This window comes from Pseudomonas syringae group sp. J309-1 (assembly GCF_032582135.1).
GTDB classification, from domain to species: domain Bacteria; phylum Pseudomonadota; class Gammaproteobacteria; order Pseudomonadales; family Pseudomonadaceae; genus Aquipseudomonas; species Aquipseudomonas quasicaspiana.
In genome coordinates this window covers 55,824-71,128 of sequence record NZ_JAWHNU010000007.1, presented here as the reverse complement: position 1 = coordinate 71,128, position 15,305 = coordinate 55,824, and the positions used below count along the sequence as shown (strand labels likewise).

Here is a 15,305-nt window from a genome sequence, read left to right as displayed (position 1 = left end):
AATACGTTGCAACTGACGGACCGGCTTTGTTTGACAGGAGCCAACAATCTGGCTCCTGCACACCTCTTGAATCAACCGCGATTACGATCAACCGCGAAGCCTGCCCAGGTCTGGCTGACCGGCATCAATTCCAGGCTGTTGATATTCACGTGCGCCGGGGCGTTCATGATCCAGAAGATGGTCTCTGCGATATCCTGCGGCTGGATCGCTTCTGCGCCTGCGTACGTCGCGTCGTACTTGCTCTGATCACCACCGAAGCGCACCAGCGAGAATTCGCTTTCACACAGGCCTGGCTCAAGGTTGGTAACCCGCACGCCAGTGCCGATCAAATCGTTGCGCAGGTTGAGCGAGAACTGGCCGACGAAGGCCTTGGTCCCGCCGTAAACGTTGCCGCCCGGGTAAGGATAGTTACCCGCCACCGAACCCACGTTTACGATGCTTGCACCGCGACCATGAGCAATCAGGCGCGAGAGCAACAGGCGGGTGCTGTAGACCAGACCCTTGATGTTGGTGTCGATCATGGTGTCCCAGTCATCCAGGCTGCACTTGGGCGCAGGATCGATGCCCAGAGCCAGACCGGCGTTGTTGATCAAACCCTGGATGGTTGCGAACTCGGCTGGCAGGCTTTCAATGGCAGCTTCCATGGCAGCGCGGTCGCGCACGTCCAGCACCAGCGTATGCACTTTGGTCTGCGTGGACAGTTCAGCGCTGAGGGCATTGAGACGCTCTTCACGGCGGCCGGTCAGCACCAGCGACCAGCCGGCTTGTGCGAAGCGACGGGCACAGGCTTCGCCAAACCCGGAAGTAGCGCCAGTAATGAACACAGTGGAAGTCATTTCATTCTCCTGATGTGCCGCACCTGAGTGCAGACCGGTTAATAACGATAAATAAACAAGCCCAGCAGAATGCCCGCCCAGAGAGGTCGGGAGCAAGTCTGTGGATAAAACAATGCACTTTTTGTACAAAAAACAACCAGATACTGCAGGACCAGGCGTAGCCGGGGTCAAACGGGGTTTTACCCACGTTATCCACAGTCAGGCCCACAATATCCGTGGGCAACTCTTTTCATCAAAGGCCCCGGATTGCGGGGCCTGAAGGAGAGCCAAAGTGGTTTTTCCCTTGACCTCATTCTCTCCTCGTGTAATGGCAATGAAACATCCGCCGCGCCGAAATCCCCTTGTCATTGCTTCAGGCCATATCCGCTGCCGGTTTGCGAACTATTTCCAATGCTTGCCCACAGACTTATCCACAGGCAAAGCAAATGAAATACCTGTATGAAAAACCAGCCCCCAAAGCGTTGACAAATGCACGCCGAGCAAGCTCGAAAAGCGCTGATCAAATTTTAACCATCACTCTACAAGCCTTATAAAACAAGGGCTTCAGCTAAGTGCTCCCACGTTATTCACAGGCAGTTCCACAGTAAACCTGAACAAGTCAAAAGCGTGACAAAACAAGCATTTGCAGCGGCTTTATGTCGCGGTTTGGCGGCTCTTCAAAATTGTTTTCCACAATTCGGCAAGCGATGTTTGAGGGCGGTCATCAGATCAACAGCAAGCCGTCGGACTTCACCTCATTCAGTACGAAAAAAGTCCGGACCTGACGTACGCCGGGCAGCGCAATAATCCGGGTGTTATGCAAGTGATTGAACGCTGGTAAATCCCGAACCCTGATTTTCATGAAGTAATCCACATCCCCTGCAACCAGCCAGCATTCCAGCACTTGTGGCAGTTCACGGGCAGCCGCTTCGAAGGTGGCGAAGCTCTCGGGTGTCGAGCGGTCAAGCACTACACCGATGAGCACGACGGTGCCTTGCTGCACTGCATTGGGGTCGATCTGGGCGCGCACGCTTTTAATGATGCCGTTTGCGTATAGCCGTCGCGTGTGGTTCCAGCATGCGGTGGTACTCAGCCCGACCTTTCTGGCGAGGTCTGCGTTGCTGATACGGCCATCGATCTGCAGCGCCCGCAGGATCTTGCGCTCCTGCACCGTCACTTCAGGCGTTTGAGGCGGCTCTTTCATCGTCCGTGACCTCCTTGAATGAATGGGCAGACCGGCAGTCATGCGCAAATCGTGCCGGTATATGAACAACGACCCGCGAAAAATGCCTGAGCGTGAACATTCATCCGCACAGCCATTGCGAAGCGGACGACCTTCCGATTCAAGGGCGTTAATACGTAGGAAACCCCGCTGGACTTTCAGTAGTTTAGAACTCAGAAAACGTGCACCTTCAAGCCGCCAGGAGCGCCGTCATGCTTGGGATATCGGAATCTGCTGTCTGGGTCAAAACCCCCTCCCCGGAAGTCGGCGTAGTGATCGTTACGCGTGCCGGATTGCCGGGCTACATCAGCGAGCGTTTGCGCAGTGCGATAGATGATTGGGACCAGGTCGGTTATCTGCATGTCAGAGAGCCCAACGAGTTTCTAGAAGACTGGCTACGGGCAGAATCGAGTCAAGCCGCTCTCAATCTGGACACACGCTGCCATGCCAGCCAACTGCTGCGCTCGGTGTCCAAAGGCTGTTATTTGCTGGATATCGAAGAAAGCCCTTCGCCGCAACTCACCTGGCTAGGCTCGGTATGCGGCCACAAATTGCATGTGGTCAGGCTTGGGGAATCAGATTTTTCAGCAGAAGCCATGGATCAGCAGGTTGAGGAGATTCTGGCAAAGGTCAGCACATTGGCGAAGAGCATTCTGGAAGAGCGGTTTATTGGGGTTTGATTGGACGTCACACCTATGTGGGTGCTCGGTTTGGCAATCCAACGATGAGGGCAACTGGGTCTAAAGATGAACGCAGACCCTGTGGGAGCCGGGCTTGCCCGCGATAAGGGCGACTCGGGATTAAGTGAACCGCGTCCAGCCTAATCGCGAGCAAGCTCTGCTCCCACAAAGGAAGCAGCATTCCAATTCAGCTATGGAGCCAACCTATCAACCATTACGGAAGATGAAGCTGTAAGCACTCAACGCAGGCACGCCGCCCAGGTGGGCGTAGAGCACTTTCGAGCCTTCCGGGAATTCGCCGTTGCGGACCATCTCGATCATGCCGTGCATCGACTTGCCTTCGTACACGGGATCGGTCAGCACGCCTTCGGTACGCGCGCACAGGCGAATCGCCTCCAGCGTCCCTTCGTTCGGCAGACCATATTCCGGATAGGCAAAACGCGTATCGAGGATCACGTCGTCCTCGGTGATGTCCTGCCCAAGCTCCACGAGCTTCGCGGTGTTTTGGGCGATACGCAGCACCTGCGCCTTGGTCTTTTCCGGCTTGGCCGACGCATCAATACCGATCACCCGACGCGCACGGCCATCCGCTGCAAAGCCCACCAGCATGCCCGCGTGGGTGCTGCCAGTGACGGAACAAACCACGATGTAATCAAACTTGAAGCCCAGCTCTTTTTCCTGCTCGCGAACTTCTTCGGCAAAGCCGACAAAACCCAGGCCGCCGTAAGGATGCTCAGAGCAGCCAGCAGGAATCGGGAAAGGCTTGCCGCCGCTTTCCTCAACGTCCGACATGGCTTTCTCCCAGCTCGGACGGATACCGATGTCGAAGCCGGCCGCATCCAGACGCACATCAGCGCCCATGATTCGCGACATCTCGATATTGCCGACCCGGTCATACACCGCATCGGAATAGTTGACCCAGTTCTCCTGCACCAGCACGCACTTCATGCCCAGATGCGCAGCTACGGCAGCTACCTGACGGGTTTGGTTGGATTGAATACCACCAATGGAAACCAGCGTGTCGCAGCCCTGCTCCAACGCTTCGGGAATCAGGTATTCCAGCTTACGGGTCTTGTTGCCGCCGAAGGCCAGACCGCTGTTGCAGTCTTCACGCTTGGCGTACAAATCGACCTTGCCACCCAGGTGCGCACTGAGTCGTTTAAGAGGCGTGATGGGCGAAGGACCAAACGTCAGAGGGTAGCGCTTGAATTTGCTCAGATTCATAACAGGGCTCCTTGATATTGAGAGTATCCAGGCACGTTCTGCAGTGCTTGCGATGGACTCAATGTTAAGGAAACACGCAAAAAAACGGGTTGCAAACTTAAGGCTATTTTTGGCGCTTTATTAATCCTTTAAGGATTTAGCCTAATAAAGTTGTTAGGATTATTTTAATCACGCAATAAAAGACCGCCACTGAAATGACCACCAACACAGACGCCAGCAGTACCGACCGAATTGACCGGGCCATCCTCAAAGCCCTGCAAAGAGACGCTTCAATCTCTAACGTCGCGCTGGCGGAGAAGGTCAAGCTAAGCGCCCCGGCGTGCTTGCGACGGGTTGAGCGGCTGAAGCAGGCAGGGCTGATCAAGAAGATTGTTGCGGTGCTGGATTACGAAGCACTGGATGCGGGGATGGTGGTGATTATTGGCGTGGTGCTGGATCGTTCGACCCCGGAATCATTCTCGGCCTTCGAGACCGCGGCGCAGAAAATCTCCGGCTGCATGGAGCTGCATGTGGTGACGGGGGAATTCGACTACCTGATGATGCTGCGCACCCGGGACAGTCAAAGCTTCAACCGACTGCACGCCGAACAGTTGCTTTACCTGCCGGGCGTGCGCCAGATCCGCTCATTCATGGGTCTGCGTTCGGTGTTGTCGACGACGATGATTCCGTTGTGAATTGAGCTTGAGAGGCACCCTTGTTCCTTTAGGAGTGGCCCCGGTGTGCATGACACCGCGCTGTCTCGCGGCAAACCCACGACCTGTAGGAGCTGCCGAAGGCTGCGATAGCGGTGTATCAGGAGAAATGCTTCGCAGCCTTCGGCAGCTCCTACAGAAAATGCATTTCAATCCAACAATTTGCATCATGCCATCTGGTCAATGCCCACCCAGATAAGCGTTGCGCACCTCTTCATTAACCAGCAACTCCTGCCCGGTGCCGCTCAGACGAATCTCGCCGTTGACCATGACATAAGCCCGGTCCGACAGTTTCAGCGCATGGTTGGCGTTTTGCTCGACCAGGAAAATGGTCATGCCGGTAGCAGCCAGTTCGCGCAGGGTGGCAAAGATCTGTTTGACGATGATCGGTGCCAGGCCGAGGCTTGGCTCATCAAGCAGCAGCAACTTCGGGCGACTCATCAACGCCCGTGCAATGGCGAGCATTTGCTGCTCGCCACCGGACATGGTCATGGCGCGCTGATTACGACGCTCCTTGAGGCGCGGAAACAGTTCGAACATGCGCTGCATGTCTTCAGCCGAATGTTTGTCGCCAATCGGGATAGTGCCCATCATCAGGTTCTCCTCGACTGACATGTCGGGGAACACCCGACGCCCTTCCGGCGACTGCGCAATGCCGTTGGACGCGATGTAGTGCGACGACTTCTGGGTGATGTCGGTGCCCTGGTAAATAATCTGCCCATTGGCCGCCCGCGGCTGGCCGAAGATCGACATCAGCAGCGTGGATTTACCCGCGCCGTTGGAACCGATCAGGCTGACGGTTTCGCCTTCATTGATGTGCAACGAGACTTTCTTCAAGGCCTGAATCGGCCCGTAAAAAACATCGATCTCTTTCATTTCGAGGATCGGCGTACTCATACCAGTTCCTCTTCATCAGCGCCCAGATACGCCGCAATCACTTTCGGATCGTTGCGAATCTGTTCAGGCCCGCCAGTGGCAATGACGTTGCCATGGTCGAGCACCACAATATCGTCGGAAATCCCCATGACCATGCCCATATCGTGCTCGATCAGCACAATGGTCATGTCATGTTCATCACGCAGCAGACGGATCATGCCGCTCAGCGCTTCGGTTTCCTGCGGGTTGAGGCCCGCAGCCGGTTCATCCAGGCAAATCACCTGCGGCCGGGTGCACATGGCACGGGCGATCTCCAGACGGCGTTGCTGGCCATAGGAAAGCTCGCCCGCCAGACGGTTAGCACAATCCACCAGGTCCACCACTTCCAGCCAGTAGAACGCCGTATTGATGGCGACCTCTTCTGCCTCGCGATAACCCTTTGTATTGAAAATGCCCGCCAACAGGCTGCGGTTGACCCACATGTGCTGAGCGACCAGCAGGTTTTCCAGCACCGACATTTCCTTGAACAGACGAATGTTCTGGAAGGTCCTCGCCAGCCCTGCCCGGTTAACCAGATGCGTGCCGCCAAACATCTTGTAGTAGACGCGACTGAGGAAGCTTTTCGGCGAGACAAAGTCTGTGCCCTTGAACGGCTCCCCCAGCAGTTTGATCACGTTGGTGGTCGTACCGCGGGTGTGTAATTCGATGCGACCGCCAGTGGCTTTATAGAAACCGGTCAGGCAGTTGAATACCGTGGTTTTGCCCGCGCCGTTGGGGCCGATCAGGGCAAAAATAGAATTGCGTCGCACTTGAATGCTGACGTCGCTGAGCGCCTTGATGCCGCCAAAGTGCATCATCAGGTGCTCAACCGAAAGAACGATGTCGTTGCTCATGGCGCAACCCCCTTGCGTGGAGTGACCCCGGTGCGAGCAATACGGATTAGGCCTCGTGGCCGCCAGATCATCATCAGCACCATCAAGATCCCCAACAGCAATACACGGTATTCGGCGAAGCTACGTAACAACTCCGGAGTAATGGTCAATACAAATGCGGCGATCACCACGCCTATCGTCGAACCCATACCACCGAGCACAACAATGGCCAAAATCAAGGCCGACTCAATGAAGGTGAACGAAGTCGGGTTGATGAAGCCTTGCTGACTGGCAAAGAACACACCAGCCAGGCCCGCAGTTGATGCACCTATAGTGAATGCTGAGAGCTTGACCAAGACATGGTTCAGGCCCATGGAGCGGCAGGCGATTTCGTCCTCACGCAACGCTTCCCAGGCACGACCAATCGGCATACGGGTCAAGCGGTGCTTGATGTAAAGCACCGCAAGTACGACTAGAACCAGCACCGCATAGATGAAGATGAATTTGAGGTTGCCGTTGTACTCGAACCCGAAGTATTCATGGATAGGTATCCCGCCATCTCGCGCGCGACGGCCAAACTCCAGTCCAAAGAAAGTTGGAGACGGAACCGCTACTCCGTTCGGGCCACCGGTGAACGACAGCCAGTTGGTCAGAACCAGACGAATGATTTCGCCAAAACCAAGAGTCACGATCGCTAGGTAATCACCGTGCATGCGCAATACAGGGAAACCGAGTATGCAGCCTGCCAGCGCCGCGGCGATGGCCGCAAGCGGCAACGCCGACCAGAAACCCAAGCCCAGATATTGGTAGCCCAAGGCCAGACCATAAGCGCCGATGGCGTAGAACGCCACATACCCCAGGTCAAGCAGGCCGGCCAGACCGACCACGATGTTCAGGCCCAGGCCCAACAATACGTAGATAAGCCCGAGGATGACGATCCCGAGAATGTAGTTGTTGGCAAACGCCGGAAAGATCACGGCAATCACAGCCATCAGCGGGATCACCCAGATCAACTTGCTCCTGTGATCAGGTGACTGCACGTGCACGCCAGAGCCAGCACTCTCAAAACTCTCGCCGATAGCAATGCCTTTAGGCGTTTGCAGCAACAAGCTCAAGATAAAGCGGCCGAACATGACAATCCCTACCAGCCAGGCTACACGCGTTGGATGCAGGTTGAAGCTGTAACCGTCGAGCACGACGCCGACAACGGGTCCGAACACGACCAAAGCCAGCAAACCGGCAAATACCGCGTCGATAAGACTTTTCTTGATACTGATGGGTTTTTTAGGAGCAGACATATTTATACCTTCGCCACGAGTGGGCGACCCAGCAGGCCTTGAGGACGGAAAATCAGGATCAGTACCAGCAGGCCGAAACTGAACACGTCTTTGTAATCAGAATTGATCAGACCAGCGAATTGCGACTCCGCAACCCCAAGGATCAGCCCGCCAAGCATTGCTCCAGGCAAGGAGCCGATGCCACCTAGCACAGCCGCGGTGAAGGCTTTAATGCCGATGACGAAGCCAGCATAAAAATCAAAAGTACCGTAGTTCATGGTAATCAACACACCGGCCAGTGCGGCCATGGCTGCGCCGATAATGAACACGTAAGAAATCACCCGATCGGTATTGATGCCCAGAATCGATGCCATCTTGCGATCCTGTTGGGTCGCGCGGCACATCCGGCCCAGCTTGGTGTACTTGATGATATAGGTCAGTACGCCCATGCCAACGAACGCAGCAATCAAGATGAATACCTTGGTATAGGTGATCTGCACGAAGCCGCTGCCGACCTCAAAACGCCATGCGCCTTCAAGCAAGGTCGGTACACCTTGCTGTTTCGCGCCCTGACTGATTTGCGCGTAGTTCTGCAACACAAACGAGATACCAATGGCGCTGATCAGGGGGGCAAGGCGTGTCGAGTTACGCAGTGGTTTGTAAGCCACGCGCTCGATCACAAAGCCGTAAACGCCGGTCACCACAATGGTAAAGATCAGCGTGCCGAGAATAAGGAAAGGGAAAGACTCCAGACCGAAAAATGAGAGGACGGCCAGACCGATGGCGGCCAGGTACGCAGAGATCATGTACACGTCGCCGTGGGCGAAGTTGATCATGCCAATGATGCCGTAGACCATCGTGTAACCGATGGCGATCAAACCGTAGACCGACCCGAGGGTCAGACCGTTGATCATTTGCTGCAGGAAAATACCGTCCATCACGCACGCTCACGAACTTGAAAGGCTAACGATGCAGTCCGAAGTTTCCTTGTGAGAAACAGCGGACCGTCATTCAGTAGCTGACAGAAGAACTTCGGGGTCGCGACCTTGCGCCCCCATTAACAAGACGCGCGAGCACCTTTGAGGTACTCGCGCGGCTATGCGCTTTGCTTACTTCTGTTTTTCGAGCTGATGGTATTTACCGTCTTTGTCCCACTGGTAAACCACATAGTCGGAGACTTTCAGGTCGCCTTTGGTGTCCCAGGCTTTCTCGCCCATTACAGTTTTAACGGGGTGAGCTTTGAGCCACTTGCTGGCATCTTCGCCCTTGTTGGATTTGGCACCATTGAAGCCAGCGGCCAAGGCTTGAACCGAAGCGTAGGCATACAGCGTGTAGCCTTCAGGCTCGTAGCCGGACTTGCGGAACTCATCCACGACGGCCTTGCTGTCTGGCAGCACGCGTGGGTCAGCACCGAACGTCATGTAAACGCCATCAACGTATTGCGCGCCGCCAGCGGTGGTGACCAGTTCGTCGGTAACGATGCCGTCATCAGACATAAACTTGACATCTTTCAGGCCTTGCTCACGCATCTGACGAACCAGAGGACCGGCTTCCGGGTGCAGACCGCCGAAGTAGACGACGTCCGCGCCGACAGAACGAATCTTGGTCACCAGGGCGCTGAAGTCTTTCTCGCCGCGAGTCAGGCCTTCTTCCAGAACCGGTTTCACGCCACGTGCGGTGAGTTGCTTGGCGGTCGCATCAGCCAGACCTTTACCGTAGGTGTCCTTGTCGTTGATTACGGCGATTTTCTTGCCTTTCAGAACATCGACAATGTAGTCGCCCGCCACGATACCTTGCTGGTCGTCACGACCGCACATGCGGAACATGGCGGTCAGGCCGCGTTCGGTCACCGTCGGGTTGGTAGAGCCTGGGGTGATCGCGATGATGCCGGCTTCGTCATAAACTTCCGAGGCTGGAATCGTTGACGAGGAGCAGAAGTGACCGACAACACCGGCTACTTTGTCCGAGGCGGCCTTGTTGGCGACGGCAACGGCCTGTTTCGGTTCGCAGGCATCGTCATACGCCGTCAGTACAATTTTTTCGCCGTTAACGCCGCCAGTTTTGTTGATCGCGTCGGCGGCTGCCTGAGCGCCTTTCATGTATTGCTGACCAAACGATGCGTTGGCGCCAGTCATTGGCCCCGCGACACCGATCTTCAGATCAGCCTGAGCAAACGAAGACACGCCGAATGCAGTAGCGACTGCAAGTGCAAGAAAGCCTTTTCTGTAAAACGTCTGCGACATGAGTGGTGCTCCTGAGATTTTTTTGATTAGCACTGCAACTACAGAGTTGCTCTGAGCAAGTGGCGTGCCATTCGTTTTTTATTCTGATGAAACTCTCGGATTTGTTGCGTCCGGCCCGGCTAGAGCCTTGGACCGCAGGGCATGCAACCCTCTATATCAAGCAAAGTACAACCCTGAAATAAAAAGGTGCAACCAGCGGCAAAATACGTAGCAACCTACGCATCACGCCACGTACAACCCCGCTGTAACAGCATGCGTCACCGATCTGCACACCGGCGGTGCGCCTGCGCTACGGGACGCACCAATTGAGGTTAGTGGAGGTTTTGCAACTGAAGCAGTTTCGCCAACAACACTTTACAACGGCTAAGCGCGGAACCCATGGGAGATTCTATGTTTGCCAGCAAGCTTGATCTTGTAGGACTGGCCGGGCGGCGTTCCGTTTTAGCCGGCCCTACGGGATTGCGCAGATTCCGTGGAAGCGAATTTATTCGCGAAGACTGCCTGGCAGACGAAAAATTTCTATCGAATATACAGGCCCCTTCGCGAATAAATTCGCTCCCACAGAGTACTCATTCACCTGTTGAAGCCGGCGGGGCAATCGAGATAGATGCCACCCGCCCGCGCCAGCGGAAAAGCTATCAATCGAACGTAATGCCCTGCGCCAGCGGCAGTTCCAGCGAGTAGTTCACGGTCGCTGTCTGGCGACGCATGTAACCGCGCCACGAATCGGAGCCGGACTCACGACCGCCACCGGTTTCTTTCTCGCCACCGAATGCACCGCCGATTTCAGCACCGCTCGGGCCGATGTTGACGTTGGCGATACCGCAGTCACTGCCCAGCGCCGACATGAACTGCTCCGCTTCGCGCACGTCCGTGGTGAATATGCACGACGACAGACCTTGCGGCACAGCGTTGTTCAAACGCAGCGCTTCGTTGAAATCTTCATAACCCACTACGTACAGAATCGGCGCGAAAGTCTCGTCGCGCACGACATCGCTCTGCTCTGGCATCTCGACGATGGCCGGAGATACGTAATAAGCATTGGGGAATTTGTCCTCCAACTGACGCTTGCCGCCAAACACCTTGCCGCCTTCGCTCGTTGCCTGCTCCAGCGCATCCTGCATGGCTTGATAGCTATGCTTGTCGATCAGCGGACCAATCAGATTGCCTTCCAACGGGTGACCGATACGAATTTTTTCGTAGGCAGTTTTCAGACGCGCAACGATTTCGGCTTTCACCGACTCATGGGCGATCAAACGACGCAGGCTCGTGCAGCGCTGCCCGGCAGTACCGACGGCGCTGAACAGGATGGCGCGTACGGCCAGATCCAGATCGGCTGTCGGGCTGAGAATCATGGCGTTGTTGCCGCCCAGTTCGAGGATGCTGCGAGCGAAACGGGCGGCCACTTTCGGAGCCACTTCACGCCCCATTCGGGTGCTTCCGGTTGCACTGATCAGAGCCACACGCGGATCATCGACCAGCGCTTCACCCGCATCACGACCACCGATGATCACTTGAGCCAGATGCTCCGGCGCATCGCCAAAGTCAGCCGCGACCTTGTCGAACAGCGCCTGGCACGCCAGACCGGTCAATGGGGTTTTCTCAGACGGCTTCCAGATCACCGAGTTGCCGCACACCAGCGCCAGTGCTGTGTTCCAGGACCAGACCGCGACCGGGAAGTTGAACGCACTGATCACACCGACCACGCCCAGCGGATGCCAGGTTTCACGCATGTGGTGACCTGGGCGCTCAGAGGCGATGGTCAAGCCGTACAGCTGGCGGGACAGGCCGACGGCGAAGTCGCAGATATCGATCATTTCCTGCACTTCACCCAGACCTTCCTGGGTGATCTTGCCGGCTTCCCATGAAACCAGCTCGCCCAGGTCAGCCTTGTGCTTGCGCAGCGCTTCACCGAACAGACGAATCAGCTCGCCACGACGTGGAGCCGGTACCTTGCGCCAGGCCTGAAAAGCAGCGTCGGCACGCGTAACTTGCTGCTCAACCTCTGCAGCACCTTCCCAGCTCACCGCACCGATACGGCTGCCGTCGATAGGTGTATGGACAGGCTGGTCGCCCTTTTGATATTTCGCGGGGTCGACACCGAGGCGGTTTAGCAGGTCGGTAAGCATGTTCTCTCCTGATTTCGGGAATGCTGGAATAACGGTAAATCTTCAGGCTCTAGTAATAACTGGCCTTAACGCCATCAACAAACGACCATTAGGCGAGATATCATTCCTTTTATTCATGCTCGCAGTATCAAGATCGGAAAAGGCTAGAACATGCTGAACAGACGCCACCTGCCGTCCATCACGGCGCTGCAATGCTTCGAAGCGGTCACCCGGCATTTGAGCTTCACGCGCGCGGCCGAGGAACTGAACCTCACGCAAAGTGCCGTCAGCAAGCAAGTGGCGCAGCTTGAAGAACTGGTGCAGCACTTACTGTTTCGTCGCGTGCGTCGCCGCTTGCAACTGACCCCGGCCGGCGCGCTGTATCTGGGCGAAGTGCGCAAGATTCTGAGCCAGATGGAGATGTCTACGCACTTCCTGCGCTCCTACGGCGGCGAGACCGAGGTGCTGCGGGTTTCGACACCCTCGACCTTCGGCGCACGCTGGCTGGTGCCGCGCTTGAAAGGCTGGCGTCTGCGTCATCCGCATATCCACCTGGATGTGGTCAACGAGCAGGAGAACGATGACCTGATTCAAAGCCGCTGCGATTTCACCTTCTACTTCGGCCAGGGCGCGCGTCCGGGCGCAGAGAGTATTCGGTTGTTTGGCGAAGAACTGGTGCCCGTCTGTTCACCGGCCGCTCTACCCGCCACGCCGTTTACCGATCCGACACAACTGGCCGATCTGGTCCTGCTGCAAAACGCCAATCGCCCCCAAGGCTGGCATGACTGGTTCGACAGTCAGGGCTATCACACCGAGCACAGCTACCACGGACCACGCTTCGAAACCTTCTACATGTGCATTCGCGCTGCGCAGGTCGGCTGCGGCGTCGCCCTGCTGCCGCGGTTTCTGGTGGAAGAAGAACTGGCTGACGGCAAGCTGGTCATCCCATGGCAACACGCCTTGCCAAGCAGCGACGCGTATTACATGGCCTACCCGGAACACGCTGCTGAAGTGCCAAAGATCAGGGACTTTGCCAAGTGGATGCTTGAGCAGTTGGGAGAAGAATGAGCGCACGAAACCTCTCGCGAACAAGTTGCCTCCCACCTGACACCGCACCAAACGGTAGAGCGAACTTGTTCGCGAGGCGGCATCCCGACGATAAACGATAACGCGATATGTCTTCTGGCTGTCTCTCATGCATCGCGGGCAAGCCTCGCTCCCACATAGACCGCGCTATTCCGCAGGAGCCGGGCTTGCCCGCGAAGAACGGTAACGCGGTGTGCCTGACGGAGCAAAGCGCCTGCATCGCGGCAAGGCTCCCTCCAACAGGATTTGCGCCCCCCCCTCGGCTAAAGCCGGTCTACAAACTCAAGCTTGAAAGCGGACATAGAATCCCCCGAATCCTGACGCCAGCATTACGGCTGCTTCTACCCATCAAATAGTTTTTTATGGCTGTGTGCTGCCCGGCGTTGAACCTATATTCCTGCAACCCTGGGTAGAAGCCTTCGCGCTGCGCATGTCGATCGCTACGTAGTTTCCCTGACTTGATCCCCTGACAGGTTATGACGCTATGGCGACCGCTAACATTGCAAAGGCAAACTCACTGCCACGGCTTACAGACAGGCACCTGACGGTTATTTTGCTCGCGTTGCCGGTGATGCTGATGACGCTGGCGATCCTGATCAACAACCACGGCATGTTCATTTACACGCTGGACGATCCCTACATTCACCTCGCGCTGGCCAAACAGATGTTCAGCGGCCATTACGGTATCAACCCCGTTGAATTTTCAGCGCCATCCTCAAGCATTATCTGGCCCTTCCTGCTCGCACCTTTTGCCGTTCTGGGGAACGGGATGGTGTTGGCACCTTTTTTCCTCAATCTGATTTTCGCGTTCCTGACCATAGGCCCGTTGCTCAGGTTGCTCGAGGGTTTGCATCCCGTGAGCAAGGTGCTGATTCTCGGTGGTTTCTTCCTCGCCACCAATCTCTACGGCCTGATTTTCGCGGGGATGGAGCACACGCTGCAGGTCTATCTCGTGACCTTGATAGCGTGCGCGGTGGTGAAAAAAGAGTTCGGTCAGGTAGCCATAACACCGCTGCCCATCTATATCGCGCTGATTCTATTACCGTTGGTGCGCTATGAAGGACTGGCCGTTTCCCTTCCAGTACTGGCTTATCTGTTCTGGCATGGCGAACGGCGCAGCACGGTGGTCAGTGCTGCAGTTATCGGTGCGCTGGTTGTGGCATTTTCGCTGTTCTTGAATCATCTGGGCCTGGGCTACATCCCATCGTCCGTGCAGGCAAAAACCGGTACGGGCCTGGCCGCGCTGTTCTTTAACGTCACGAATCAGCTCGATGCCTATGGCTGGGTCTTGCTTGCCCAGCTGTTCGTGTGTGTGCTGTTTTTCGACAGGAAGCCCCTGATCCTGATGCTGCTCACTGTGGCAGCGCTGCACACGTTGTTTGGTCGATCAGGGCAAGGCCGCTATGAAGCCTATTGGCTGACCTTTGTTGGCGTGTTCGTCATCTACGCCTGCGTCACACGCATGAGCGAGCGCTACATGACCGCCCTGTTCGCGATGCTGCCGGTCGCTTTCGCGATTCCGGTGTACACGACGCTGCGTGTGCCTCTTTCCTCGGCAGCGATTTATAACCAGCAATATTCCAGCGGGGAGATCGTTCGGGCACTGGGCGAACCGGTTGCCGTCAATGATCTGGGCCTTGTCGCGCTCAATGGCAAGCAATACATCCTGGATTTATGGGGGCTGGGCAGCATCCAGGCGCTGCACTATCGCAAGACGCGTAACGACGTCGACTGGATGACCACACTGATGGACGAGAAGGACGTTCACTACGCATTTGTCTACAACGAGTGGTTCCCGGAGAGGCCGAAGAACTGGATTGAGGTAGCAGAAATGCGCCTGACCATCCCTCGCGCTTCGGCCGCAGCATCGAGCGTTTTTTACTACGCCACCGACGAGGAATCGGCGAAAAAGCTCAAGACTGTGATGGAGCGGTTTCGTGATGACACACCCAACGGGAAATTCACTCTTAATTTTCCGGCAGTTGCGGCGGCACGCTGAAAGAGCGCTTTCACGCAGCAAACACAAAAACCAGTGGGAGCGAATTCATTCGCGAAAGCGGTGTGGCCGACCCCCGATGTTTTCAGGTCTGCCCCCTTCGCGAATAAATTCGCTCCCACCGTGAGCTCTATTCCAACCCAGGCCGCTCTCCACACGCCTCCCCCTACCAAAGAAAACTGCCCCTATCCCGCACTGACTGGCATTATGTCGG

General features: G+C 56.2%; 13 protein-coding genes. 4 read left to right on the top strand and 9 right to left on the bottom strand.

Annotation, left to right across the window (positions count from 1 at the left end):
* Positions 1-71: 71 nt before the first annotated feature.
* On the bottom strand, positions 72-836 hold the full coding sequence (locus tag RX972_RS06020; RefSeq protein WP_316873331.1) for an SDR family oxidoreductase: 765 nt from the start codon (positions 834-836) through the stop codon (positions 72-74).
* Between the two features lie 703 nt (positions 837-1,539).
* The gene (locus tag RX972_RS06015; protein ID WP_122808473.1) at positions 1,540-2,019 is read right to left on the bottom strand and encodes an Lrp/AsnC family transcriptional regulator; all 480 of its coding nucleotides are present in this window, start codon (positions 2,017-2,019) and stop codon (positions 1,540-1,542) included.
* A 230-nt stretch (positions 2,020-2,249) separates the two neighbouring features.
* On the opposite strand from RX972_RS06015, the gene RX972_RS06010 reads away from it, so the two are divergent.
* Positions 2,250-2,717: a transketolase gene (locus tag RX972_RS06010; protein ID WP_099267797.1), complete on the top strand. Its 468-nt coding sequence runs from the start codon at positions 2,250-2,252 to the stop codon at positions 2,715-2,717.
* Positions 2,718-2,924: 207 nt separating this feature from the next.
* Here the strand turns inward: RX972_RS06010 and RX972_RS06005 are convergent, their stop codons facing one another.
* Entirely contained in the window at positions 2,925-3,941 is a 1,017-nt protein-coding gene (locus RX972_RS06005) for a 1-aminocyclopropane-1-carboxylate deaminase (RefSeq protein WP_027899734.1), read from the bottom strand.
* A 194-nt stretch (positions 3,942-4,135) separates the two neighbouring features.
* On the opposite strand from RX972_RS06005, the gene RX972_RS06000 reads away from it, so the two are divergent.
* Positions 4,136-4,615 (top strand): Lrp/AsnC family transcriptional regulator, encoded by a 480-nt coding sequence (locus tag RX972_RS06000; protein WP_231677813.1) that lies wholly within the window; start codon positions 4,136-4,138, stop codon positions 4,613-4,615.
* A gap of 198 nt (positions 4,616-4,813) precedes the next feature.
* On the opposite strand, the gene RX972_RS05995 is transcribed toward RX972_RS06000, so the two are convergent.
* From RX972_RS05995 to RX972_RS05970, 6 genes are all read right to left on the bottom strand, one after another.
* Positions 4,814-5,530 (bottom strand): ABC transporter ATP-binding protein, encoded by a 717-nt coding sequence (locus RX972_RS05995; protein ID WP_255884163.1) that lies wholly within the window; start codon positions 5,528-5,530, stop codon positions 4,814-4,816.
* Positions 5,527-6,402, bottom strand: coding sequence for an ABC transporter ATP-binding protein (locus RX972_RS05990; RefSeq protein ID WP_122396117.1), 876 nt, complete (start codon positions 6,400-6,402; stop codon positions 5,527-5,529). Before RX972_RS05990 ends, RX972_RS05995 begins: the two co-directional genes overlap by 4 nt.
* A complete protein-coding gene (livM, locus tag RX972_RS05985) occupies positions 6,399-7,679 on the bottom strand; it encodes a high-affinity branched-chain amino acid ABC transporter permease LivM (protein ID WP_122708727.1) in 1,281 nt (426 codons plus the stop codon). Before livM ends, RX972_RS05990 begins: the two co-directional genes overlap by 4 nt.
* 2 nt (positions 7,680-7,681) lie before the next feature.
* Positions 7,682-8,596 carry an ABC transporter permease subunit gene (locus tag RX972_RS05980; RefSeq protein ID WP_122396115.1) on the bottom strand — a complete coding sequence of 305 codons (915 nt, stop codon included), beginning with the start codon at positions 8,594-8,596 and terminating at the stop codon, positions 7,682-7,684.
* 171 nt (positions 8,597-8,767) lie between these two features.
* On the bottom strand, positions 8,768-9,901 hold the full coding sequence (locus RX972_RS05975; protein ID WP_027898117.1) for a branched-chain amino acid ABC transporter substrate-binding protein: 1,134 nt from the start codon (positions 9,899-9,901) through the stop codon (positions 8,768-8,770).
* Positions 9,902-10,539: 638 nt separating this feature from the next.
* A complete protein-coding gene (locus RX972_RS05970) occupies positions 10,540-12,030 on the bottom strand; it encodes an aldehyde dehydrogenase family protein (protein WP_316873315.1) in 1,491 nt (496 codons plus the stop codon).
* 150 nt (positions 12,031-12,180) lie between these two features.
* On the opposite strand from RX972_RS05970, the gene RX972_RS05965 reads away from it, so the two are divergent.
* Together RX972_RS05965 and RX972_RS05960 are read left to right on the top strand one after the other, a co-directional pair.
* Entirely contained in the window at positions 12,181-13,077 is an 897-nt protein-coding gene (locus tag RX972_RS05965) for a LysR family transcriptional regulator (RefSeq protein ID WP_316873313.1), read from the top strand.
* A 502-nt stretch (positions 13,078-13,579) separates the two neighbouring features.
* Positions 13,580-15,094, top strand: a complete 1,515-nt coding sequence (locus RX972_RS05960; protein ID WP_316873311.1) for a hypothetical protein — start codon at positions 13,580-13,582, stop codon at positions 15,092-15,094.
* Positions 15,095-15,305: the final 211 nt, after the last annotated feature.